This is a genomic window from Bradyrhizobium sp. USDA 4503 (genome assembly GCF_054055815.1).
The window spans coordinates 269181-291920 of the sequence record NZ_JBSRXS010000001.1 but is presented as its reverse complement, the minus strand read 5'-3'; the positions used below and the strand labels follow the sequence as shown (position 1 = coordinate 291920).

General features: G+C 65.9%; 21 protein-coding genes, 1 pseudogene and 1 riboswitch. Of the genes and pseudogenes, 10 read left to right on the top strand and 12 right to left on the bottom strand.

Annotation, left to right across the window (positions count from 1 at the left end):
* Positions 1-2: 2 nt before the first annotated feature.
* The 5 genes from ACVMIH_RS01365 to ACVMIH_RS01345 are packed head-to-tail and all read right to left on the bottom strand — an operon-like array spanning position 3 to position 6445.
* Positions 3-632, bottom strand: a complete 630-nt coding sequence (locus ACVMIH_RS01365) for a precorrin-8X methylmutase (RefSeq protein WP_456860467.1) — start codon at positions 630-632, stop codon at positions 3-5.
* On the bottom strand, positions 632-1795 hold the full coding sequence (gene cobG, locus ACVMIH_RS01360; protein WP_456860465.1) for a precorrin-3B synthase: 1164 nt from the start codon (positions 1793-1795) through the stop codon (positions 632-634). Before cobG ends, ACVMIH_RS01365 begins: the two co-directional genes overlap by 1 nt.
* Positions 1792-5040, bottom strand: a complete 3249-nt coding sequence (gene cobN, locus ACVMIH_RS01355; RefSeq protein WP_456860463.1) for a cobaltochelatase subunit CobN — start codon at positions 5038-5040, stop codon at positions 1792-1794. The genes cobG and cobN overlap by 4 nt, the downstream gene beginning before the upstream one ends.
* The gene (gene cobW / locus ACVMIH_RS01350) at positions 5040-6074 is read right to left on the bottom strand and encodes a cobalamin biosynthesis protein CobW (protein ID WP_253609414.1); all 1035 of its coding nucleotides are present in this window, start codon (positions 6072-6074) and stop codon (positions 5040-5042) included. Before cobW ends, cobN begins: the two co-directional genes overlap by 1 nt.
* Complete coding sequence (locus ACVMIH_RS01345; RefSeq protein WP_028331460.1) at positions 6071-6445, bottom strand: DUF1636 family protein; 375 nt, start codon at positions 6443-6445, stop codon at positions 6071-6073. Before ACVMIH_RS01345 ends, cobW begins: the two co-directional genes overlap by 4 nt.
* Before the next feature lie 94 nt (positions 6446-6539).
* A riboswitch (cobalamin riboswitch) is annotated at positions 6540-6751 on the bottom strand.
* Between the two features lie 36 nt (positions 6752-6787).
* On the opposite strand from ACVMIH_RS01345, the gene cobO reads away from it, so the two are divergent.
* Positions 6788-7441 (top strand): cob(I)yrinic acid a,c-diamide adenosyltransferase, encoded by a 654-nt coding sequence (gene cobO, locus ACVMIH_RS01340; protein WP_229193022.1) that lies wholly within the window; start codon positions 6788-6790, stop codon positions 7439-7441.
* A gap of 11 nt (positions 7442-7452) precedes the next feature.
* Positions 7453-8901: a cobyric acid synthase gene (locus tag ACVMIH_RS01335; protein WP_057015889.1), complete on the top strand. Its 1449-nt coding sequence runs from the start codon at positions 7453-7455 to the stop codon at positions 8899-8901.
* Here the strand turns inward: ACVMIH_RS01335 and cobD are convergent.
* Positions 8898-9863 (bottom strand): threonine-phosphate decarboxylase CobD, encoded by a 966-nt coding sequence (gene cobD, locus ACVMIH_RS01330; protein ID WP_456860461.1) that lies wholly within the window; start codon positions 9861-9863, stop codon positions 8898-8900. The two genes, ACVMIH_RS01335 and cobD, sit on opposite strands and share 4 nt — an antisense overlap.
* Before the next feature lie 11 nt (positions 9864-9874).
* On the bottom strand, positions 9875-10816 hold the full coding sequence (cbiB, locus tag ACVMIH_RS01325; RefSeq protein ID WP_456860459.1) for an adenosylcobinamide-phosphate synthase CbiB: 942 nt from the start codon (positions 10814-10816) through the stop codon (positions 9875-9877).
* A 149-nt stretch (positions 10817-10965) separates the two neighbouring features.
* Between cbiB and cobU the strand changes: the two genes are divergently transcribed.
* The 5 genes from cobU to ACVMIH_RS01300 are packed head-to-tail and all read left to right on the top strand — an operon-like array spanning position 10966 to position 13422.
* Entirely contained in the window at positions 10966-11469 is a 504-nt protein-coding gene (cobU, locus tag ACVMIH_RS01320; RefSeq protein WP_456860457.1) for a bifunctional adenosylcobinamide kinase/adenosylcobinamide-phosphate guanylyltransferase, read from the top strand.
* Between the two features lie 32 nt (positions 11470-11501).
* On the top strand, positions 11502-12134 hold the full coding sequence (gene bluB / locus ACVMIH_RS01315; protein ID WP_057015939.1) for a 5,6-dimethylbenzimidazole synthase: 633 nt from the start codon (positions 11502-11504) through the stop codon (positions 12132-12134).
* The gene (locus ACVMIH_RS01310) at positions 12112-12456 is read left to right on the top strand and encodes a hypothetical protein (RefSeq protein WP_076833476.1); all 345 of its coding nucleotides are present in this window, start codon (positions 12112-12114) and stop codon (positions 12454-12456) included. The genes bluB and ACVMIH_RS01310 overlap by 23 nt, the downstream gene beginning before the upstream one ends.
* Positions 12453-12665 carry a CbtB domain-containing protein gene (locus ACVMIH_RS01305; protein WP_456784431.1) on the top strand — a complete coding sequence of 71 codons (213 nt, stop codon included), beginning with the start codon at positions 12453-12455 and terminating at the stop codon, positions 12663-12665. Before ACVMIH_RS01310 ends, ACVMIH_RS01305 begins: the two co-directional genes overlap by 4 nt.
* Before the next feature lie 10 nt (positions 12666-12675).
* On the top strand, positions 12676-13422 hold the full coding sequence (locus ACVMIH_RS01300) for a CbtA family protein (protein ID WP_092079904.1): 747 nt from the start codon (positions 12676-12678) through the stop codon (positions 13420-13422).
* Here the strand turns inward: ACVMIH_RS01300 and ACVMIH_RS01295 are convergent.
* Positions 13405-14232, bottom strand: a complete 828-nt coding sequence (locus ACVMIH_RS01295; protein ID WP_456860455.1) for a dienelactone hydrolase family protein — start codon at positions 14230-14232, stop codon at positions 13405-13407. The two genes, ACVMIH_RS01300 and ACVMIH_RS01295, sit on opposite strands and share 18 nt — an antisense overlap.
* A 104-nt stretch (positions 14233-14336) precedes the next feature.
* On the opposite strand from ACVMIH_RS01295, the gene ACVMIH_RS01290 reads away from it, so the two are divergent.
* The 3 genes from ACVMIH_RS01290 to ACVMIH_RS01280 all read left to right on the top strand — a co-directional run bounded on the left by ACVMIH_RS01290 (position 14337) and on the right by ACVMIH_RS01280 (position 17197).
* Positions 14337-15263, top strand: coding sequence for a GlxA family transcriptional regulator (locus ACVMIH_RS01290; protein ID WP_057015882.1), 927 nt, complete (start codon positions 14337-14339; stop codon positions 15261-15263).
* A 124-nt stretch (positions 15264-15387) separates the two neighbouring features.
* Positions 15388-15615: a hypothetical protein gene (locus tag ACVMIH_RS01285; protein WP_156436101.1), complete on the top strand. Its 228-nt coding sequence runs from the start codon at positions 15388-15390 to the stop codon at positions 15613-15615.
* Between the two features lie 214 nt (positions 15616-15829).
* Positions 15830-17197: a glycosyltransferase family 87 protein gene (locus ACVMIH_RS01280; RefSeq protein WP_456860453.1), complete on the top strand. Its 1368-nt coding sequence runs from the start codon at positions 15830-15832 to the stop codon at positions 17195-17197.
* A 234-nt stretch (positions 17198-17431) separates the two neighbouring features.
* Here ACVMIH_RS01280 and ACVMIH_RS01275 read toward each other — a convergent pair whose 3' ends face one another.
* From ACVMIH_RS01275 to mmsA, 4 genes and pseudogenes are all read right to left on the bottom strand, one after another.
* The gene (locus tag ACVMIH_RS01275) at positions 17432-18676 is read right to left on the bottom strand and encodes an IS4 family transposase (RefSeq protein ID WP_456785505.1); all 1245 of its coding nucleotides are present in this window, start codon (positions 18674-18676) and stop codon (positions 17432-17434) included.
* A gap of 322 nt (positions 18677-18998) precedes the next feature.
* Positions 18999-19832 carry an inositol monophosphatase family protein gene (locus ACVMIH_RS01270; RefSeq protein ID WP_456860451.1) on the bottom strand — a complete coding sequence of 278 codons (834 nt, stop codon included), beginning with the start codon at positions 19830-19832 and terminating at the stop codon, positions 18999-19001.
* Between the two features lie 57 nt (positions 19833-19889).
* Positions 19890-21080: a multiple monosaccharide ABC transporter permease gene (gene mmsB, locus ACVMIH_RS01265; protein WP_141339879.1), complete on the bottom strand. Its 1191-nt coding sequence runs from the start codon at positions 21078-21080 to the stop codon at positions 19890-19892.
* Positions 21077-22658 (bottom strand): annotated as a pseudogene (gene mmsA, locus ACVMIH_RS01260) (multiple monosaccharide ABC transporter ATP-binding protein). Before mmsA ends, mmsB begins: the two are co-directional and overlap by 4 nt.
* Positions 22659-22740 lie beyond the last annotated feature (82 nt).

The following is a 22740-nucleotide window of genomic DNA, read 5'->3' as shown; positions in this document are numbered from 1 at the left end:
CGCTATTCGCTCCGGCTCGCCAGCGCATTGACGGCGGCAACCGTGATCGCCGAACCACCGAGCCGTCCCTCGACCGTCAGCGCCGGCGCGGGGGGCTCAGCCATCAATGCCGCCTTGGATTCCGCCGCGCCGACAAAGCCGACCGGACAGCCGATGATCGCCGCCGGCCTTGGGCAATCACCATCCTCCAGCATGTTGAGCAGATGAAACAGCGCCGTCGGCGCATTGCCGATCGCGACGATGGCACCGGCCAGATGCGGCCGCCACAGCTCGAGCGCTGCCGCGGAGCGCGTGTTGCGCATCGATTGCGCAAGCGCAGGTACCTTGACATCGCCGAGCGTGCAGATCACGGCATTGCCGGCCGGCAGCCGCGCGCGCGTGATTCCCTCCGACACCATGCGCGCGTCGCAGAGGATTGGCGCGCCCTCCTGCAAGGCGGCTCGCGCGCGCGCAGCCATGCCTGATGTGAAGCGCACATGCGCTTCCAAGCCTACCATACCGGCGGCGTGGATCATGCGCACGACCACCGGCTCTTCGTCTGGCGTGAAGCGGGCAAGATCGGCCTCGGAGCGGATGGTGGCAAAGGACTGGCGATAGATCGCCGCGCCATCGGTCTCGTAGACGTGCGGCATCAATGGCCTCCCGTCAGCACGGTAGGATTTGCAACGAGGTACGTACTGCTCAATCCTCGGAGGACCGGCGCATCCCGCGTCGTGCCGCGGCGGATCAGATCAAAGCCCTCGTCTGTCGCAACGAGGGTAACATCCGCAGAACCGGAATGGGCGCAGCCCTTGGCGCAGCCGGAGACGTGAAGCCGCGCATCGGATGGAATATGCCGCGCGAGCGCCGATGCCAGCATACGCGTGTCCGCATGCGCATCGCCGCAGCGCGGTGCGCCGCTGCAGGCGACCACACGAAGCCTCGGATCGCCGGCATCAGTCACGAGGTCCGCCCCACCGGGCATCTCGCGCATCCCCTCCACCAGCATCATCCGCCACGGTGTCATGCGGAGAGCCCGCGCGCAGCCGGCGAGATCGTTGAGCGTCTGGTGCGGCATTTGCCCGAAGGCGACGCCAACCATCGCGCCCATTGGATAGATGCCCGGCACGGGACTCGACGATTGGCCGACTGGTTCGGCATCACCGCGAAGCGACTGCGGCAGGCTCGCGCCGCCGGCGAGATGAGCCGCCATCCGTCGCCGCTCACCCCTGGTTCCGCCGGAGGTGACAAACCATTCGGCCAGCGCCAACGCGACCTGAACGGCCTCGCTCCGCATGACCGAAAGCCCGCGCTGCGCGCCATTGGCCCGCACCAGCAGTCCCCGGCCGCGATCGCGCTCGATCCTGATATCGGCGGACGCATCCGCCAGCATCCGCGCATTGCCATCATCGATTGCGAAGCCGAACTTGGTTGGAAGATCAAACGAGGCACCGGCAAGCCCCTGCTCAAGTTCGGTCGCAAGCGAGCGCGTCTCGTCGGCGAGAGTCCAGAACGGCGTCACCAGAATGTTTCGCTGCGCCTCGGTATTCGAGTCCGTGTCCAGCAACCCGAGTTCAGCGAGCCCATCGACCAGGGGCGGATAACCTTCATCGCTGACGCCGCGAATCTGGAGATTGGCGCGGCTGGTCAGGTCGATCAGGCCGTTGCCGTATCGCGCCGCCAGCCTGGCGATTCCCGCTGCCTGCGCCGCGTCCAGCCGTCCGCCGCGCGGGCGAATGCGCACCACGAGGCCATCGCCTGACTGCATCGGCCGCAGCGCGCCTGGACACCAGCCCTTGACCGCAACCGCGCTCATGAGGCCTCCTGCAGCGCAGCCGCGATCGAATTGCGCCGCGTCTGCCAGAGCGAGGCTTCATGCAATCTCGCGAAGCAGGTTTCGATCGCAGCCAGCGCCGCCGGGTTCTCGCGCGCCATGAAGCCGCGAACCTCGTCATTGCCGAGCGTCGCATCGTAGTAGAGATCGAACAGATGCGGCGGCACCGCGCCGGCAAGATGGGCGAACGCCGCCATGTGCTCCAACGTCGCTGTGATTTCGGCGGCACCACGGAAGCCATGGCGCATCATGCCCGCGATCCAGGCAGGGTTGGCCGCGCGCACTCGCACCACCCGTGAGATTTCCTCGGTCAACGCCCGGGCATGCGGCTGATCCGGCCGCGTCGCATCGAGGTGATAGAGCGATGGGGCTTTCGTGCCAAGGCGCCTCGCCGCCGCCGCGATGCCCGCCTCGTGCGCGGCGTAGTCGGCCGCCAGCAGCAGATCGGTCTCCGGCAGATCCTGGGTGTGAACAAAACTGTCCGCAGCCGCGAGCCGCGCCTCGATGCCGGCGCGATCGGGCCGCATCTCGCCGTCGGATGCGAGAGCCCACGACGATGCCGACAACCAGGCTTCGCCGGCCGCCTCGCGCGCTTCCGGTGTGAAGACGTCGGGGACCGACGAAATGCCAACGCCATAATGTCCGGGGCGAGGACCGAACACGCGCGCGATGCGCTGCCGGTAAGGATTCTCGTCCGCCTCGTCGCTGCGTTCGGACAACGCCTCCGCCGCGGCTTCGAATAACTGGGCCAGCCCTGAGAAGACGTCGCGGAACAGCCCCGACACGCGCAGCGTGACGTCGATGCGGGGACGGCCGAGTTCCGCAGGCGCGATGATGTCATAGCCCGACACCCGCCCCGATCCATGATCCCAGCGCGGCGCGATGCCCGCGAGATGCAGGGCCATCGCAAAGTCCTCGCCGGCGGTGCGCATCGTCGAGGAGCCCCAGAGGTCGACCACGAGTCCCTTCGGCCAGTCGCCGTGATCCTGCAAATGACGGCGCAGCAGCTCTTCAGCAAGCTTCACGCCTTGCGCATGCGCCGACGGCGTCGGCACCGCGCGCGGATCGACCGCAAACAGATTGCGCCCGGTCGGGAGCACGTCGCTGCGCCCGCGATAGGGCGAGCCCGACGGCCCCGGCGCAACACGCCGGCCGGCGAGCGCACCAAGCAACGCCTCCTTCTCCGCCTCACCGCAAGCGCCCTGCCCGAACACATGCAGGCCGTCGCCGAACTGGCTTTCCTTGAGGTCGCAGACGAAACGATCGATCTGCGGAATGGCCTCGGCCGCGGAGACCGACGCGGCGAGACCGAGATCGTCCTCCAGCCCGGCGATGCGCGCTTCGTCGCGGATCGCGGCGATCAGGCGCTGCCGCCGCGCCGGATCGAGACCATCGGCGGTCGAATACTCATCGAGCAAGCGCTCAAGATTGCGCAAGCCTTTGGGGACCGCGGCCTGTGCCAGTGGCGGCGGCAGATGACCGATCGTCACGGCACCGATCCGGCGCTTGGCCTGCGCCGCCTCGCCGGGATCGTTGACGATGAAGGGATAGACAACAGGCAGATCGCCGATCAGCGCCTCCGGCCAGCATGCGGGCGACAGCGCAACCGACTTGCCGGGCAGCCATTCCAGCGTTCCGTGCGCGCCGATGTGGACGACGGCATCGATGGCCTGCTGCCTGAGCCACAGATAGAACGCGACATAGGCGTGGCGCGGCGTGCGCGCGAGATCGTGATAGTCGGCGTCGCGCTGCCCTACCTCACCGCGCTCCGGCTGAACGGCAATGACCGATTTGCCGCAGCAGATCGCAGCGAAATGAAATGCGCCGTCACGGCAATCCGGATCATCCTCCGGCGCGCCCCATGCGCGGCTGAGATCGTCCTGCAGCAGCTCGGGAAGGCCGGAAAGCGCCGCACGATAGTCGGCGACGTTCCACGTCAAATTCCTGCGCAAAAGAATGTCGCCCAGTGACTCCACCGGCTCAAGGTCAAATCCCGCGCCCGCGAGATCAGCCAGCATCGCCCCGACCGAGGCAAGCGCATCGAGGCCGACGGCATGCGCGACCTGATGTGGACGGCCGGGATAGTTCGAGAGCACCAGCGCGAGCCGCTTCTCCTGTGCCGGCTTGCTGGCAAGCCGATGCCAGGCGGCCACGCGTGCGGCAATTGCAGCGACGCGCTCGGCATCCGGCCGATGCGCAAGATGCGCGAATTGCAGCTCAAGATCGCGCTCACCAGGCGATTTGAAGCTCACGACTCCTGTGAACAGGCGGCCGTCGACCTCCGGCAGCACCACATGCATCGCGAGATCGCCGGGCGAGAGCCCGCGGAGCGACAAGGCCCAATCCTCGCGCCGCGCGGTCGACAGCGCGACCTGGAACACCGGGCATGATGCAGCGTCGAACGGCGTCGTGCCGTCGTCACCGGCCGCGGAAAACGCGGTCGCATTGACGATGGCCGCTGGAGCGCATTGCGCAAGCTGAACGCGCAGCCAATCGGCCACGCCCGCAGCCTTCAGCGAAGTGACGAACACGCCATGAGCATCAAAGCCCCTCTCACGCAATGCATCGATCAATGCATCGACCGGCGCCGTATCGCCGGCCGCGAGGTAGGAACGATAAAACGTCACCAGCACGCGCGGCCGGCCGTCCGGTGCCGGCAACGCCGTGATGGCACCGCGCCGGGAATCGTAGACGCCGATCTCGGGAAGATCGATCTCGCCGACCACCGGCCCGGCATAGAGTCCGGACGCCAGCGCCAGTTGCGCGATCACGGCCTGCGCGGCAACCGGGCCGCCCTTGTCGCACAGCACCTTCAGACGGCGCAGCGTCGAGACCGGCAAGGTCGAGAATTCATCGAGCCGCAAATCGTCGCGGCCATCCGCCGGCAGCACGACCAGGGCGATGCCGCGCTCCTTCGCCAGCCGATGCACCGCGGCCAGCCCGTATGACCAATAGGGCTCGCCGCCGATCAGCCGCACCAGAATGCCGCGGGCGTGCGAGAGCGTCCGCTCGATATAGGTATCGACCGACAGCGGATGGCGCAGCTCCGCGAGATTGGCGAGCCGCAGCGACGGCAGCGCAGCACGGCCGCGCCGCCAGCCGGCCGCGAAGGCAGCAAGATCGCTGTCGGAAAACGACAACACCACGAGATCGGCCGGATCCTGGCCGAGGTCCCTTGGCGTCGCGGTCTCCTCAAGGCCGCGACTCTCGCGGAAGACGACGTGCATCAGACACCAAGCCGTGCCCTGATCGCGGCTTCATCGATGTCGGCATGTTCGCCGATCACGACGAGCTTCGACTGCCGTGCCCGGGCACCCCAGGGCATGTCGAACTGATGCCGCACCCGCTCGCCGACCGATTGCACCAACAGCCGCATCGGCTTGCCTTCGACCGCGATGTAGCCCTTGGCGCGCAGCACGTTCTGCTCGCGCGCCAGCCCCTTGATCGAGGCGACCAGCGCGTCGACATCCGAAACTTCCGGAAGATCGATCACGACGGAATTGAAATCGTCGTGCTCGTGTTCCTCCTCGCCATCGTGATGCGACGGCCGCGCCGCGAGATCGCTTTCCGCCGCCGCCCCGAGCCCGAGGATCACGCGCGCGTCGATCGTGCCGTCGACGACGGGCAACATCGGCACCTCGCGCGGCATCTCGGCCGCGATCACCGCTTTCGCTGCCTTGATCCCCTCCGCCCCGGCGAGATCCGCCTTGGTCAGCAGCACGATATCGGCACAGGCGATCTGGTCCTCGAACACTTCCGACAGCGGCGTCTCGTGGTCGAGATTGTCGTCCGCTGCACGCTGCGCATCCACCGCGGCCGGATCAGGCGCAAAACGGCCGGCGGCGACGGCCTCGGCGTCGGCTAGCGCGATCACGCCGTCGACCGTGATCCGCGAACGGATCTCCGGCCAGTCGAACGCTTTCAGCAGCGGCTTCGGCAGCGCGAGCCCGGAAGTTTCGATCACGATGTGATCGGGCTTCACGTTCCGCGCCAGCAACTGCTCCATCGCCGGGATGAAATCGTCGGCGACGGTGCAGCAGATGCAGCCATTGGCGAGCTCGACGATGTTCTCGGCCGGACAATTGGCGTCGGCGCACGACTTCAGGATGTCGCCGTCGACGCCTTCGCTGCCGAATTCGTTGACCAGTACCGCGAGCTTCTTGCCGTTGGCATTGCGGATCAGATGCTGGATCAGTGTCGTCTTGCCGGAGCCGAGAAAGCCGGTCACGACGGTGACCGGAATTTTGGCGAGCGTGGTCATTCTGCGGCCTCCGGCACGACGGGAAGAGGTGGAATGCGGGCGAGCGATTGCTTGCGGAAGATTTCCGGACGGCTGCGCCACGGCACGATGCCGTCGGGCGCCGCCGCATAGGCGGAGGCACCGGCGATCACATCCGCGGCATTATCAGCGGACAGTCGGCCGTAGACATAGGACCAGCGCCCCGGCGCGCTGAGCGCGACCGAGCAACCCTGGCTGCAGGCCGACAGGCATGCGACGGGAACCAGATTGACGTCATCAGGCACGCCGGCCTCGACAAGCGCGGCATGCAGGCGTGCACCGGGCGCGAGCTCACCTTCCGCCGGCGTCTGGCCGGCGCGGCAGGTGATGCAGACATGAAGTGTAACGCTCATCGCCCTTCCTGGATTGACAGCGGGAAGCGATGAGGCACACGAACCGATTTTGGATAGGTTCGTTCCCCGTCGCGGAACACCCCGTCCGCCGGTTTCACAACATGCTGCGTTGGCAGGTCTCCCGGCTTGCGGAGCAGGTTTTACCCTTCGATGCCCACCTTCCCGACTCCGTATGGAATCAGTGGCTTGGGCATCTCTCCGGTCACGGTCGCGGGGGCGGCTGCGCTTCGGGCCCGATTTAGCGGAGCCCTATCGCATTCCCTCTTCGCCTGTCGTAGGACAGGAACCAACGCAGGACCACCATTCGTCCAAGCCTCGCACTTGTCAAGCCGAAGGAATGTGATGACTTCTGATGGAAAGGACGCTGAAGACGGCGCCGTCGGCACCGATCTTTCGCCGGATGCGCGCCACGCGGACAAGATGGCGAAAAAGAAGGCCGCCCGCGACCGCATCATGGCGACCAAGAGCGGTGAAAAGGGCCTGATCATCGTTCATACCGGCGCCGGCAAAGGAAAATCGTCCTCCGCGTTCGGCATGATCGTGCGCTGTGTGGCGCACGGCTTTCCCTGCGCCGTGGTGCAGTTCATCAAGGGCGCCTGGGATACCGGCGAGCGCCGCCTGCTCACCGGGCATTTCGGCGATCTCTGTCAATTTCACGCCATGGGCGAAGGCTTTACCTGGGAGACGCAGGATCGCGCCCGCGACATCGCGGCAGCGCAAGCCGGCTGGGAAAAGGCCAAGCAGCTGATCGCAGACCCGAGCCTGCGCATGGTCGTGCTCGACGAGATCAACATCGCGCTACGCTACGACTACCTCGCGATCGCCGATGTCGTCGACTTCCTGACCACGTCGAAGCCGCCGATGACCCATGTCGTGCTCACCGGGCGCAACGCCAAGGAGGAGCTGATCGAGATTGCCGATCTCGTCACCGAGATGACGCTGGTAAAGCATCCGTTCCGCTCCGGCATCAAGGCCCAGCCGGGCGTCGAGTTCTGACGGGCATCACGATGGCGCGCGCATTGATGATCCAGGGAGCCGGCTCGGACGTGGGCAAATCGCTCATCGTCGCCGGCCTCGCCCGCGCCGCCAGACGGCGCGGCCTGCGCGTGCTGCCGTTCAAGCCGCAGAACATGTCGAACAACGCCGCCGTGACCGTCGATGGCGGCGAGATCGGCCGCGCGCAGGCGTTGCAGGCGCTCGCCGCCGGCGTCGAGCCGCACACCGACATGAACCCGGTGCTGCTGAAGCCCGAGACCGATGTCGGCGCCCAGGTCATCGTGCACGGCAAACGGATCGCCACCGCACGCGCGCGCGAATATGCCGGCATGAAACCATCGCTGATGGGCGCGGTGCTGGAGAGTTTTGCGCGCCTGAAGCAGCGCGCCGATCTGGTGCTGGTCGAGGGCGCCGGCAGTCCCGCCGAGGTCAACTTACGCAAAGCCGATATCGCCAATATGGGATTTGCGCGCAAAGCAGACGTGCCCGTGGTGCTGGTCGGCGACATCGACCGCGGCGGCGTGATCGCGCAGCTCGTCGGCATCAAGACGGTGATCGACCCTGATGATGCCGCGATGATCCAGGGCTTTGTCATCAACAAATTCCGCGGCGATCCGACATTGTTCGACGACGGCTATCGCCTGATCGAAGAACGCACGGCGTGGCGCGGCTTTGGCGTGCTGCCCTGGTTCGTCCGCGCCGGCGAACTTCCGGCCGAAGATGCGCTCGGGCTCGGCGAGGCGCGCAAGCCCGGCCAGTGCAAGATCGCGTTCCTTGCGCTGTCGCGGATTGCCAATTTCGACGACCTCGATCCGCTGAAGCTCGAGCCCGGCGTCGATCTCGTGATGGTACGTCCGGGCGAAGCCATCCCGGGTGATGCGAAGCTCGTCATCCTGCCCGGCTCGAAATCGACCCGCGGCGATCTCGCCTTCCTGCGCGCGCAGGGCTGGGACATCGACCTCCTCGCGCATCATCGCCGCGGCGGCCATGTCCTCGGCCTGTGCGGCGGATACCAGATGCTAGGACACAGCGTCGCCGACCCCGATGGGATCGAAGGTCCTGCCGGCGAAACGCGCGGGCTCGGGCTGCTCGATGTCGCAACCACCATGACCGAACAGAAGACGCTGACGCGCTCCAGCGCGGTGCATGCCGCGACCAGCCAGCCGATCAGCGCCTATGAAATCCATATCGGGCGCACCGACGGGCCGGATCGCGCGCGGCCCTTTGCATCACTCGACGGTACGGCTGAGGGCGCGGTCTCCGCAGACGGGCGCGTTCACGGCAGCTATCTGCACGGCCTGTTCGCCTCGGACGAATTTCGCAAGGCGTTCCTTGCACAGCTCGACATCCCCGCGGCGGATCAGACTTACGGCGCCAGGGTCGAGAGCGCGCTCGACGCGCTCGCCGGGCACATCGAGACCCATCTCGATGTCGAAGGCTTGCTCGCGCTGGCGCGCTAAACGGGCAGCACGGCGGAAAGGCGCGACCACTCGGCCTCGCCTCCCGGCAAGCCGAGGCGCAGCCATCCCGGTTTCTGCTGGAAGACCCGCGACCAGATCTGCGCACGGGCAAGTTTCTCCTGCGCAGCCAATGCATCGCCCGTCTGGTAGAGCCGGAACAGCAACGTGCCACCGAGCAGCGTCCAACCCTGCGATCGCGCTATTGCATCGAGCCTGACGCAGTCGTCCGCGAGCCGCGCGGCCGTGGCCTTGGCCCAGTCGTGATCGAGCAACGCGCGCCGCCCGATCGCGATTGCTGCTCCCGAAACCGGCCATGGGCCCGCCCTCGCCGCAAGCGCGGCGACGTCCGCCTCGCTGCCGATCGCGAAGCCGAGGCGCAAGCCGGCAAGTCCGTAGAACTTGCCGAATGAGCGCAGGATCAGCAGCCCCGCGTGTCCTGCTTCCGGTGCAAGGGACAGGTCAGGAACGGCGTCCGCAAAACTCTCGTCGATGACGAGCCGGCCAACGCGCGGCAGCAGTGCCAGCAACTCGCGCCGGTCATGGCGTCGTCCGTCGGGATTGTTCGGATTGACGACGACGGCGATGTCCGCTCCCGCCAGCGCGGCGAGATCGGACACCTCGGCGACGTCCCAGCCGGCGGCCGACAACACCGCGGCATATTCATTGTAGGTCGGCGCCAGAATCCGCGCCCGCCCCTTGAGCGCCAGATGCGGCAGCAACTGAATCGCGGCCTGCGCACCACCCATCGCCACGATCGGCGCCTTGGTGACATAGGCCTGCCGCGCAGCGTCGTGCAGCGATTCAAGATCGGATCGCGACGGCAACGCGCTCCATTGCCGCGGCTCGACATCGACCAAGGGATACGGCACCCGATTGATCCCGGTCGACAGGTCGATCCAGTCGTCCGCGGCGCCGCCGAAGCGCTGCCGGGCGACATCAAGGTTCCCGCCGTGCTCACGCATGCGCCGCACCTTCACGCCCGCGCCAGGGCGACAAACGCCGCAGCCAACAGCACCATGGCGTAGCGATAGAGTTTCAACCCGGTGAGGACATCAGCTGCAGCCGGATCGCGCGCCCCCTCGTTCAGCCAGGGCTCATCGGCGACGTGCCCGTGATAGATGCGGGGACCGCTGAGCCGCACGCCGAGCGCGCCGGCCATCGCAGCTTCCGGCCAGCCGGCATTCGGCGAGCGATGCCGGCGCGCATCGCGCAACATGCATGACCACGCCTGCGAACGGTTCGGCGCGAGCAGCACGAACAGAACACCCGTCAACCGCGCCGGAATGAGATTGGCGAGATCGTCGATCCGGGCGGCTGCCCAGCCAAAGGCTTCGTGCCGCTCGGTGCGATGACCGATCATGGAGTCCAGCGTGTTGATCGCCTTGTAGCCAAGGATTCCCGGCAGGCCGAACAGCGCGCCCCAGAACACCGGCGCCACGATGCCGTCGGATGCATTCTCGGCGAGGCTCTCGATGGTGGCGCGCGCGATGCCGACGTCGTCGAGCGTTGCCGGATCTCGCCCGACAATCTGCGCGACCGCCGAACGTGCGGCCGTGATGTCGCCGGATACCAAGGGACTTGCCACCGCGGCGACATGGTCATGCAGCGAGCGCACGGCAACCAGCGGCCACGCCAGGACGCCGACAAGGACAATGCGAACCCATCCGGATGCGAGCACGGACTGAACGGCCCAACCGAGCGCAATCACCAGCGCGATCACCAGGATCGCAGCCGCAATGCCAGCCACGCGACGAAACGCCGGTGGGTCGGAGGCGCGGTTCCAGGCGCTATCGACAAGATTGATCAGCCGGCCGAGCCAGGTCACGGGATGGCCGATGCGGGCAAACAGCCACGTCGGCCAGCCGATCAGGGCATCCACCGCCATCGCCACCGCCATCGCTCCCGCAAAACCCACGATAATCCTCTCCGCGCCGCGGTCCCCCTGATGCGCAAGACATCGGCCGAGTGCAAGCCCTCCGTGACGGATTTCGGCTTTGTCTTTCTCCGCGATTGGTGGTTAGAGCGTTTGTGAACGACGTGCGTACCGGTCGCACAGGAGATGATATGGCCGTCATTCTGATCACGGGGGGAGCGCGGTCCGGCAAAAGCCGGCGCGCCGAACTTCGTGCGCGCAGCTTTCCGGGACAGCCGGTCTATATCGCGACCGCCGAGGCGCTCGATGCGGAAATGGATGAGCGGATCGCCAAACATCGCGCGCGGCGCGGCAGCGACTGGATCGAGCGCGAGGTGCCGCTCGATCTGGTTGAAGTGCTGTCCGGGACCGATGGCGCTGGTGCAAGGCTGGTCGATTGCCTGACGCTCTGGCTATCCAATCTGCTGCATGCCGGGCGCGACTGGTCGCAGGAAGTGACGCGGCTGGCGGATGCGCTGTCGCGCCAGCACGGCCCGGTCATCCTGGTCACCAACGAGGTCGGTCTCGGCATCGTGCCGGACAATGCATTGGCGCGGACTTACCGCGACGCCGCAGGAATCATGAACCAGACTATCGCCGGCATCGCAGACGAGGTCGAGTTCGTCGTTGCGGGCCTGCCGATGAAGCTTAAATGAAATCCGAGATCGATCCTGCCAAAGGCCCCGCAATGGTCTCATTCGACGATACGTTTCGCCGGCAGCTGCACGATCTGTTCGTGTGGCGGCGCGACGTGCGGCGGTTCCGAACCGATCCGCTGCCGGATGGCACGATCGAGCGGCTGATCGAGATCGCCTGCCTGTCGCCTTCGGTCGGCCTGAGCCAGCCCTGGCGGTTCGTCATTGTCGACGACAAGACACGACGCCGCGCTGTCATCGACGACTTCAAGGCCTGCAACGCCGATGCGCTGCGGTCCTATTCGGGCGAGCGCGCCACAAAATACGCCGCGTTGAAATTATCGGGCCTCGAGGAGGCGCCGGGACATCTCGCCGTGTTTGCCGAGAAGACCGACCGGATCGGCGCCGGTCTCGGCCGCGCGACGATGCCGGAGACGTCGGAATATTCCGTGGTGGCCGGGATCTGCTCGATGTGGCTTGCCGCGCGCGCCGAAGGCATCGGCATCGGCTGGGTATCGATCCTCAATCCAGAACGCATTCATGGCGTTCTGGAAATCCCGGCCTCCTGGAAATTCATCGGCTATCTCTGCATCGGTTACCCCCAGACCGAGTGCGACCGTCCGGAGCTCGAACAGGCCAAGTGGGAATCGCGGCGAGGTCCGGATGAATTCACCATCCGACGCTGACCGCCCCCCTGCCGGCGACGGCACCTTGAGCTGTGACGCGCACTGGCGCGCCGACATCGCCTCGCTGGTCTTTCCCGTGCCGGAGCACCGCGCTATCTGCGCGGTGCATCGGGGCGCCTTTCGCACGCTGCTGGGCACCGATCCGACGGTGGACGCATGTCTCGCCCATTTCAGGCGGTTTGAACCAGCCTTCAAGGCAGCCGCACGCGCCAAGATCGAGCGCAAGCGCATTCCTCTTGGAACAAATTTGCATCTTACCAGTCGCGACATCACCCGAAAGCTGCTAGAAGCCGATCAAATCGAATGTGGAGAACGACCATGAGCCAGTCCCAGACCGCGCAAACCCAGGTTACTCAAGCTCAGGTCACGCATCTGCCGATCGCTACCCGACAGGTCGGACGGCTTGTACAGTCGTTGATGGCCATGACGCTCGGCCTGTTCATCGTCGGCGTGGTCGGCTTCTCGCACATCGACGTGATCCACAACGCCGCGCATGACGTGCGCCATTCCAACGCCTTCCCCTGCCACTGATCTCGTTGGCATGAGCACGTTTCGCTCGATCGTCTTCTCGTCGGTCATTGCCGGATTCATCGTCGGCCTGATCGTCACGGCGGTCCAGCAGTTCGGCACCGTTCCCCTGATCCTCAGGGCCGAGGTCTACGAGAAGGCGGCCGCGCACAAGCACGAAGCCGCCGCGCCACCGCAGGCGATCCTCGTCCATGATCATGCGGATCATGATCATGGCGCGGAGGCCTGGGAGCCGCGCGACGGTTTGGAACGCAACGTCTATACCGCGGGGGCGAACATCCTGACCGCGATCGGCTTTGCGCTTCTGCTCTGCGGCTTCCTCGCGGTTCGCAGCGGCGCGACCGGCGAGCAAATCTCGTGGCATGAAGGCTTGATGTGGGGCCTCGCCGGTTTCGCCGTCTTCACCATCGCTCCGGGCCTCGGACTGCCGCCTGAATTGCCGGGGGTCCCCACCGCTCCATTGCTCTCGCGCCAGATCTGGTGGGTGACGGCGGTGCTGGCGACCGCAGCCGGCCTCGGGCTGATCGTGTTCCGGCGCTCGATGCCGGCCGCCATTGCCGGCGTGGTCCTGATCATGCTGCCGCATCTGATCGGCGCGCCCGAGCTGGAGCACGTCGAGACCAACGTGCCTTCGTCCCTGTCGCATCAGTTCATGGTCGCCGTCACGCTGACCAGTCTGGTGTTCTGGTCCCTGCTGGGCAGCCTGACGAGCGCCGCATTCGCCTATTTCGATCGGCCGGGCTCATCCGCTCGCGGGTGACAGCCGCTGCCTGAAAAACGCCAGGATCTCATCGCGGGCCGCGATGGTCGGCTGGCCGGCCTCGTCGATCAGATGCACGGTCACGACGCTGTGCGGTGTCGTGACGAAATTCCGGAAGAACGGCGGCACATCGCGGTTCGCCGCGCTGTCGGGAAGCACTCGCCCGATGAAGCGGTCGCCGAGCGCCTCGCGATAGGCCGCAAAGCGCTGCGCCATGCAGAACTTGTCGCCCTCAAAGCGATAGGCCAGCACGGTCAGGTCTTCGCGCTCCAACCGCTCGCGCACCGCCCTGACCTCTTCCGGCGCGATCTCGATGCCCGCCGGATCGTTCAATGGCAATGACGGCTGCGAAAGCACCGGCGCCAGCATCGACGGCTCCAGCATCATGGTGAGCGCGAAATTGCCGGTAAAGCACATCCCGATGGCCCCGACACCGGGACCGCCGCATTCGTCATGGGCAAATCGCGCCAGCGCGCGCAGCCATTGCGTCACGGGACTGGACTGGTTTGCGGCCATCGCGCGAAACTCGGCGCTGACGCAGGCGCGCTGAAACACCGCGGCGCCCTCCTCTGCGCTCGCAATAGCGCCGTCACGGCCGAACAGCGATGGCATATAGACGGTGAATCCGGCATCGCGAACCCAGCGGGCGAAGCGCGCCACATGCGGGCTGATACCCGGCATCTCCGCCATCACGATCACCGCAGGACCGCCGCCGCCAACATGGACGGTCTTGCCGGCACCATCGAGGGTGATCTGGCGGCGCTCGAAATCCTCGAGCGGATCGTCCTGGGTCATCGGCCGGTTCGGCATCGGCGGTCCTCCTGATCGAGATCGGCAGCGTCTCGGCGTCAGAGTTGCGATTTTCCGGCCCGGCAGCTAGTGTCAAAAATGACATTGATCGCGGATTTTATGACATGACCAGGATTGCGGTTGTCGAGATCGACGGCTGCCTCGCGTCAGCGGCCGCCATCACCCACGACGTGCTGGCCACCGCCAACCGGATCAGTACGACGAAGCGCACACGCTTCGAGGTGACGACGCTGCGTTATGGGCCGAGGCGGCGCGCCGCCCGATTGCGCGGCGCCGACCTCGTCATCGTTCCCGGGCTCGGCTCGGCATCGGCCGGTGAGCTGGAGCGGAAGCTGGCGACACCGGCATGTCGGCACGCCCGCGACATGCTGGTCACGGCGTTCGCGAGCGGCGCGATGCTCGCCGCGTCCTGCGCCAGCAGCTTCCTGCTCGCGGAGACCGGCCTGCTGGACGGCAAGCGAGCGACCACGACATGGTGGTTCGCGCCGCTGTTTCGGCAACGCTATCCGAATGTCGAGCTGATGACGGAGCGGATGGTGGTCGCCGACTGGCCGATCGCAACCGCCGGCGCGGCGATGGCGCAAATGGACCTGATGCTTGCGGTGATCACGCGTCTCGGCAGCCCGGCGCTGGCCAAGGGCTGCGCCAATTACCTGCTGCTTGGCGAGCGGCATTCGCAGGCGCCGTTCATGGCGATCAATTATCTTGCCAGCCAGGACCCCAAGGTCGCCAGGGCCGAGAAATGGGTGCGCAGCAACATCGCGCGCGACTTCACGATCGGGGACGTTGCCGCTGCCGTCGCGCTGACGCCGCGGACATTTGCCAGACGGCTCGAGGCGATCTGCGGCGTGTCGCCCATTCAATTCGTGCAACGCATCAGGATCGAGACGGCTCGGTCGTTGCTCGAGACCACGCGCCTGTCGGTCGAAGAGATCGCGGGCAAGGTTGGATATGCCGAGCCCTCGACCCTCCGCCGGCTGATCCGGCGCGAAACACGGCATTCGCCGCGGCATTTCCGTTCAGGCGGTTGATCCGCAACGACGCCACATCCGCGATGAAATCATCACGCCGAGAGCCACGCGAAGGCGCGGCGCAAGAATGCCGGCGCATCCTTTTCGACTGGCGTGCCATGTGCTTCCACTCGGCGAGGAACAAATGATGCAGCGAGTTGGGCGCCACGATGTGCCTGACCTGGCCGAGTGCGTCGACGCCGGCCTGCATTTGCTCGGTCAACCGGACCGGCGACCAGATGAAAAGGGCACCGTCCGCCAGCCTGACGATGGCCATCCGGGTCGGATAGTGAAACCCGGCGACCGCAAGGTTCGGTCCCCCGGCAATCCAGATGTCGTGGCCGAACTGCTGCAATACCGCCATTCGCGATGAACCTTGACCGTCGGGCTCCGCATCCAACCCCGCACGCTGCCGCCGGCGTTGCGGGTCATTTACCATGCCCGGCGTGACAGGCCGCGGACAAGGGGCAATGTCGATCATCGGTTCCGATTGCGCCGCGGCCAATTGCAACGATCGGGTTTACGCAACCTTAGACGATTTGATCCAAATGTTGCGCGTGCACGACGCGAATGGGATGAAGCGGCCGATGTCGCAGAAGTCGGACCTCGAGGGACACAGGCTGGCCTTCGCTGATGACGCCGCGCGTCACCTCGCAGCGGATGACGCAGGTCGTGACGCTGTGATGCCGCGCGTGACCATCAGCCCAACCTCGAATACGTCCACAGGTCAGCCGCCGGTGGCAATCGCGCATTCACGGCAGTCCGGCGCGGGCGTGCTGGTCTCCGCGCTGCGTGAGGCCGACTGGCTCACGGCTGACCGTGTCACCGCCTTCACCCGCGTATTTCTCGTCCTGTTCATCGCCTGCATCGCGATCATCCCATGGGCTGTGCCGACGATGGATGTCGGCCATGATTTCGCGGCGTTCTGGACCGCGGCGAAGCTCGCGCTCGAAGGCCGCGCCGGCGACGCCTATGGCGACGCGGGCCGCGCCGCTGTAGCCGCCGTGCTCGGTCAGAACACCTACGCACCGTTCTTCTACCCGCCGACGTCGCTGTTGTTCTGGCTGCCCTTTGCACTGGTTCCCTTTGCAACGGCGGCCGTCGTCTGGATCTTCGCGACCGGCGCCGCCTATGCAGCCGCGGTGAGAGCCATGCTCGAGCGCGGCTCCGTCGTTCCAGCGCTCGCCTTTCCCGCCGTGTGGGTGTGCGCGCTATTCGGACAGAATTCGCTGTTCTCGGCGGCTCTGCTCGGCGGATCGGCCGCCACGCTGGACCGCTACCCGGTGATCGCCGGCGCGCTGCTCGGGTGCTTCAGCTACAAGCCGCAGATCGCCCTGCTTGCGCCGCTGGTGCTGATCCTGACGCGGCGCTGGCTCGCGCTGGCTGCTGCGGCCGCAACGACGCTCGTGCTTGTGCTGGCGGCCACCGCTTTCTTCGGGATCGACCCGTGGATCAAGTTTGTTGCCGTTCTGCCGGAGGCAAGCGCCTGGAGCCTCGGCGGCGGACCCGGTTTCGAGAAGTTCGCCAGCCCCTATGCCGCGGTCAGGCTGGCCGGCGGATCCAGCAGCACGGCCTGGCTCGTCCAGGTGACCGCGGCCGCGATCGCGATCGCCGTCCTGATCCTGGTGCTGCGAAAACGTCCCCGCGGCGCCGCCGAGATCGCGCTGATGGTGGCGATGACCGGCCTGTGCGTACCATCGCTCGGCAACTATGAGGTCGTGATCCTGGCGATCCCGGGCGCGTGGCTGATCGCGCAGGCGCTTGCGCATGGTTGGCTGCCCTATGAACGCATCGCCGTCGCGGCGCTCTATTTGACGCCATTCGCCATGGTGCCTGCGGGCGCCAACGGCCTGCAACTGGCACCGATCGCCGCTGCGGCAGTTGCCGTCCTTGTCGTGCGCCGCATCAGGCACCTGCCACTCCCGGATGCTCCGGCCGAAATCGCCAATCACTGATTTGCCCGACGTGGCAAGTCCCTTTGCGAAGACGCGAGGCGGACGGCGAAATCGTGCAGGCCTGACGCCCTAAGCGAAGGTATGACCCACAAACGACGACCCATATTGGGTGTCGTCCCTGCGAAAGCAGGGACCCATAACCACAAATGCTGATTGTTGAACGATGCTGGGACGACGAGTCCCGTTCCCAACACCCGCCGCGGGGTATGGGTCCCTGCTTTCGCACTAGTGCATCTACACGTTTGTCGGGCCATTTGCGAGGATTTGGAAGCGGGCCATTCCGGTGTGGAAGGTGATTGGTCCAGGTGGACGGTGGGAGGCGTAGCCGGTCCATCCGCCGAGTTTTGCGATGATCCATGCCGCCCAAGCAAGGGTGTTGGGGCGATGGTGGTTTTTCTGAAGCTCGGTGCGACCTTTCATGGTTTTGTTGATGGCCCTGAGCGTCTCGATCTCTTCTGCGGTGAAGACAAATTCAGCCGGCAATTCTTCGCCACTGTTGCGGGCCTGAACGAGTTGAATGACGATACATGCCGCTCTGGTGGCGACCGCCACGAGCTTGATCAGGCCTTCGGCGCTCTCGATCTGACTATCCTCGATGCGCAAACCCTGGCTCTTCAGCGAGCGAAAGAGTTGCTCAATGATCCAGCGCTGGCGGTACCAGGAGACGATCTGCCAGGCGTCTTTAGCGGTGGCGACCGGATGAGTGGTCAGGAGCAGCCAGCGAATGGGCTCCGCACCTCTCGGCGGATGCAACTCGACCACTTCTACGAAGCTGAGTTTGATGCCCTCCGCCAAGTCGGTGACGCCGGGCCTCTGCGGCCGCTTGAGCACGACGGTTCCGAAGCGCATCGAGAGATGGGCCTGCCGGCCGCGCCGATCCATTCGCTGCGGCAGATCGATCACCGCGTTGTCGCAGAAGCGGCTCCGCTCGACCGCCTGATAAAGTGTGTCGCCATCGACCAGCGCATGGTCGTGCATGGCACGCGACAGAAGATGGACATTCTCAGCTGGCGTCAGCGCCCAGTGAGCAAAGAAATCCCCCTCGCGGTCGTTGACGACGGTGATCATGCGGGCATCTGCCAGGACGTCGCGGCCTTGCTCGGCGGCCGTCACCCAGCGCGCCGACTCCTTGTCGGCCAAGGCGCGCCGCTCATGCGGGATTTTTACCTTGCCTTTGCGCGTCCAAACGTTGCCGCCAGTAAGGCCAAGACAGACCCCGCTGTCGGCATCCACCGCCATCATCGCATGCAACAGCACGCCGCGAGCATTGCCCTTGCCGACTTTGCCCAGCCCGCGCCGCCGTCCCGCCTGGGTCTGGAACTTGACCTCGCTCGTATCCTGGATCGCCAGCACATGACGCCCGCTGACCGCAGTCCGCGTCTGCGTGCTCCAGCCCTCAATCAATTTATCGATCGTGACTTGGGGGTTGTTCACAAACCGCCAGAACGCCATATTGGCAGCCCAATCGCCCCGGGCCATCTGGCGCAAGCAGACGCTGCGCGTGCAAAGCATAGCCCGGAGAAGCGTCGCCCCCTTTTGTCGAGACGAACGTCCCCGAACTCACCCAAAGACAAATCCGGCTGCATCGCTGGCGCTCCTTCGAATCAAAGCGCCAGTGAGAGAATCATACAACATGCTGCAGAGACGCCACTTCTTGCTGCACCGAGTCAATCTGTCGCGCCCCAAAACCGTGTAGACACGCTAGTGCGAAAGCAGGGACGACACAAGCTGTTTGGCAGTTGAATCCGAAAACCAATGTGGCTCATAACCGCCGCAACGCGACGAACCGCACGTTGTGCTGCTATCCAGCCGGCATCAGGATCGCCTCTCGCGCCGCGCGCCAGCTCGCCTCGTCGGGTGCGCACAGCAAGCCGCCGGTCAGATTGACCGGCCGGTAGGATGATCCGTCGAAATGCGCGCTGTAGCCGCCGGCCTCGCGATGCAACAGCCAGCCCGCGGCATGATCCCACGGCATCAGCTTGTTGTAGAACAGCAGGTGGCAATGTCCGGACGCCGCCATGCGATACTCGTGCGCGGCGCATCTGAGCCAGGCGCTGCCGCCGAGCCTGGAAAGATTGCCGGCGACAATTGTGCGTAGCGGCTCGGGCAGGAAGTTGACGCCGACGATCGCATCCATCTGCTTGACCGGCACGGCGGGAGCCACTTTCAGGTCATGCCGCCGGCCGTCCGGCATCGCGAGCCAGGCGCCCTCGCCGCGCAGCGCGAATGCGGTGTCGTTGCTGACCGGATCATGGATCGCACCGAACACGATCTCGCCGCACATGGTGGCGGCCACCATGGTGCCGAACAGCGGCAGGCTCGAGGTGAAGTTCCGCGTGCCGTCGATCGGATCGATGATGAAGGCAAGCTCCGCGGTTCCGACCTGATCGAGCGCGGCCGGATCACGCGCGGTGCCCTCCTCGCCGATCACAACCGCATTCGGAAACGCCCGCAGCAGCGCCGCCGATATCGCCTGCTCGGCAACCTCATCGGCTTCGGTGACGACGTCGAATGCCGATGTCTTGGTGCGGACCTCGATCTCCCGCACGCGGCGGAACCGCGGCATGATCTCGCTGCGGCCGACTTCGGCAAGGATGGCTCCGATATCAAGCGCGTCGGCATGGGACAGTTTCACGCGGCATTCTCCTGCGTTGCGCCGGCATCCTATCGTGGAATTGCGACTACGTGGCGGTCAGCGGCGCTGGTTGTAGACATCGATGCAGACGGCGCCCAGCAGGACGAGGCCCTTGATCACTTGCTGATAATCGATGCCGATACCGAGGATCGACATGCCGTTGTTCATCACGCCCATGATCATGGCACCGACCACCGCGCCACCGACCCGGCCGACGCCGCCATAGGCCGACGCACCGCCGATGAAGCAGGCGGCGATCACATCGAGCTCGAAGCCGAGGCCGGCCTTCGGCGTCGCGGTGTTGAGCCGGGCTGCGAACACCAGCCCGGCGAGCGCGGCCAGCACGCCCATGTTGACGAAGGTGAAGAAGGTGAGCCGTTCGGTCTTGACGCCCGACAGTTTCGCCGCCTTGGCGTTGCCGCCCACCGCGTAGATCTGCCGCCCGATCACCGTCCGCCGCGTGACGAAGCCATAGAGCGCGATCAGGACGGTCATGATGACGAGCACGTTGGGCAGGCCGCGATGCGAGGCGATCAGGTAGGTGAAGTAGAGCACCGCGCCCGCCAGCGCGATGCTCTTGACGACGAAGAACGCATAGGGCTCGACGGCGATGCCGTGCGCCTGCTCGCGCGCCCGGCTCCTGGCGGTCGCCAGCACCAGCACAAACGCCAGGACGATGCCGATCGCGAGCGACGTCGGATAGAGCGTGCCGGCGCTCGGGAACAGCTCGGGGATGAAGCCCGACGACAGCTTCTGGAAGGTCGGCGGGAACGGCCCGACCGACTGGCCCTGCAGGACCGCAAGCGCGAGGCCCTTGAACACCAGCATGCCCGCCAGCGTCACGATAAAGGACGGAATGCCGAAATAGGCCACCCAGTAGCCCTGGGCCGCGCCGATCGCGGCGCCGACCAGGAGGCAGGCGACGAAGGCGATCGGGTAGCTGACATGGTAGCGCACCATCAGCACCGCCGCGACGGCGCCGACGAAGCCCGCGACCGAGCCGACCGAAAGATCGATATGCCCGGTGACGATCACCAGCAGCATGCCGAGCGCCATGATGACGATGTAGCTGTTCTGCAGCACGAGATTGGTGAGGTTGAGCGGCTGCAACAGCGTGCCGTCGGTCACGATCTCGAAGAACAGCATGATCGCGAGCAGCGACAGCAGCATGCCGTAGTTGCGCAGATTGTTCTTGATGAAGCCGGAATGCCTGGGGGCCTCGGGAAGTGATACCGTCTTGTCGGTCATGGTGCCCCTCCTCCGGCGCGTGCCGCCCTTTCGTCGGCGCCGCGTCCGGACATTCTGTCATTGCGCATGATGGCGCGCATGATCTTCTCCTGCGTCGCATCGTGGCCTGCGAATTCGCCGACGAAGGCGCCGTCATTCATCACACAGATCCGGTCGCAGATGCCGAGCAGCTCGGGCATCTCCGAGGAGATCACCACGACGCCCCTGCCGGCCTCCGCCAGCTCGTTGATAATGGAGTAGATCTCGTATTTCGCGCCGACGTCGATCCCGCGCGTCGGCTCGTCCAGCAGCAGCACCCTCGGATCGGTCATCAGCCATTTCGACAGCACGACCTTCTGCTGGTTGCCGCCCGAGAGGTCGCCGGTCGCCTGGTAGACGTCGGAGCAGCGGATCCGCATCCGGGTGCGGTAGTCGCTCGCGGCCTTCAGCTCGGCGACATCGTCGATCACGCCGCGATCCGACACGTGGCGGAGGCTCGCCACCGTCACGTTCTTGCGGACGTCGGCGGCAAGGATCAGCCCGAGCTGCTTGCGGTCTTCGGTGACATAGGCGATGCCGGCATCGATCGCGGCCGGCACGCTGGACAGATCGGCCTCGCGTCCATCGAGGCGGACCTTGCCGGAGACGTTGGTGCCCCAGGCGCGGCCGAACAGGCTCATGGCGAACTCGGTGCGGCCGGCGCCCATCAGGCCGGCGATGCCGACCACCTCGCCGCGCCGCAGCGTGAAGTCGACGTTCTTGATCACCTGCCGCTCGGTATGCAGCGGGTGATACACCGACCAGTTCTCCACCGTCATCACGGGTTCGCCGATCTCCGCCTTCCGCTCGGGGAATCGATGCGCCAGATCGCGGTCGACCATGCTGCGGATGATGCGGTCCTCCTCGATGCGCTCGGTGCGGCAGTCGATGCTGTCGACGGTGCGGCCGTCGCGCAGCACCGTGATGCGGTCGGCGACCCGCGCAACCTCGTTCAGCTTGTGCGAGATCAGGATCGAGGCGATGCCCTGCTCGCGGAAGGCCAGGAGACGCTCGAGCAAGGCGGCGCTGTCGGCCTCGTTGAGACTGGCGGTCGGCTCGTCGAGGATCAGGAGGCGCACCCGCTTGGACAGGGCCTTGGCGATCTCCACGAGCTGCTGCTTGCCGACGCCGAGGTCGGTGATCAGCGTGTCCGGCGGCTCCCGCAAGCCGACCTGCGCCAACAGTTCGGCGGTCCGCCGATGCACCGCGTTGCGGTCGATGACGCCGAACCGCGACGGCGGATGCGACAGAAAGATGTTCTCGGCAATCGACATCAGCGGGATCAGCGCCAGCTCCTGATGGATGATGATGATCCCCAAGCGCCTCGCTGTCGTTGATGTCGCGGAAGCGCCGCTCCTCGCCGTCGAACACGATCGACCCATCGTAGCTGCCGGCCGGATAGACCCCGCTCAGCACCTTCATCAGGGTCGACTTGCCGGCGCCGTTTTCGCCGACCAGCGCATGGATCTGCCCAGCCTCGACGGTGAAGCTGACGTCGCGCAACGCCTGCACGCCGGCAAAGCTCTTGCTGACGCCGCGCATCTCAAGCATTGCCGTCATCGGATCATGTCCTGCAGCGTCAATCGCCCCCGGCCCGGCTCGCCGCCGCTTGCCCGGCGATCCGCCCTAAAGCCTATTCCGT

Excerpts from the sequence above, each read along its gene's own strand:
- ACVMIH_RS01365 (WP_456860467.1), bottom strand. The coding sequence starts at position 632 with ATGCCGCACGTCTACGAGACCGATGGCGCGGCGATCTATCGCCAGTCC.
- cobG (WP_456860465.1), bottom strand. The coding sequence starts at position 1,795 with ATGAGCGCGGTTGCGGTCAAGGGCTGGTGTCCAGGCGCGCTGCGGCCG.
- cobN (WP_456860463.1), bottom strand. The coding sequence starts at position 5,040 with ATGCACGTCGTCTTCCGCGAGAGTCGCGGCCTTGAGGAGACCGCGACG.
- cobW (WP_253609414.1), bottom strand. The coding sequence starts at position 6,074 with ATGACCACGCTCGCCAAAATTCCGGTCACCGTCGTGACCGGCTTTCTC.
- ACVMIH_RS01345 (WP_028331460.1), bottom strand. The coding sequence starts at position 6,445 with ATGAGCGTTACACTTCATGTCTGCATCACCTGCCGCGCCGGCCAGACG.
- cobO (WP_229193022.1), top strand. The coding sequence starts at position 6,788 with ATGACTTCTGATGGAAAGGACGCTGAAGACGGCGCCGTCGGCACCGAT.
- ACVMIH_RS01335 (WP_057015889.1), top strand. The coding sequence starts at position 7,453 with ATGGCGCGCGCATTGATGATCCAGGGAGCCGGCTCGGACGTGGGCAAA.
- cobD (WP_456860461.1), bottom strand. The coding sequence starts at position 9,863 with ATGCGTGAGCACGGCGGGAACCTTGATGTCGCCCGGCAGCGCTTCGGC.
- cobU (WP_456860457.1), top strand. The coding sequence starts at position 10,966 with ATGGCCGTCATTCTGATCACGGGGGGAGCGCGGTCCGGCAAAAGCCGG.
- bluB (WP_057015939.1), top strand. The coding sequence starts at position 11,502 with ATGGTCTCATTCGACGATACGTTTCGCCGGCAGCTGCACGATCTGTTC.
- ACVMIH_RS01310 (WP_076833476.1), top strand. The coding sequence starts at position 12,112 with ATGAATTCACCATCCGACGCTGACCGCCCCCCTGCCGGCGACGGCACC.
- ACVMIH_RS01305 (WP_456784431.1), top strand. The coding sequence starts at position 12,453 with ATGAGCCAGTCCCAGACCGCGCAAACCCAGGTTACTCAAGCTCAGGTC.
- ACVMIH_RS01300 (WP_092079904.1), top strand. The coding sequence starts at position 12,676 with ATGAGCACGTTTCGCTCGATCGTCTTCTCGTCGGTCATTGCCGGATTC.
- ACVMIH_RS01295 (WP_456860455.1), bottom strand. The coding sequence starts at position 14,232 with ATGCCGAACCGGCCGATGACCCAGGACGATCCGCTCGAGGATTTCGAG.
- ACVMIH_RS01290 (WP_057015882.1), top strand. The coding sequence starts at position 14,337 with ATGACCAGGATTGCGGTTGTCGAGATCGACGGCTGCCTCGCGTCAGCG.
- ACVMIH_RS01285 (WP_156436101.1), top strand. The coding sequence starts at position 15,388 with ATGATGCAGCGAGTTGGGCGCCACGATGTGCCTGACCTGGCCGAGTGC.
- ACVMIH_RS01280 (WP_456860453.1), top strand. The coding sequence starts at position 15,830 with ATGTCGCAGAAGTCGGACCTCGAGGGACACAGGCTGGCCTTCGCTGAT.
- ACVMIH_RS01275 (WP_456785505.1), bottom strand. The coding sequence starts at position 18,676 with ATGGCCCGGGGCGATTGGGCTGCCAATATGGCGTTCTGGCGGTTTGTG.
- mmsB (WP_141339879.1), bottom strand. The coding sequence starts at position 21,080 with ATGACCGACAAGACGGTATCACTTCCCGAGGCCCCCAGGCATTCCGGC.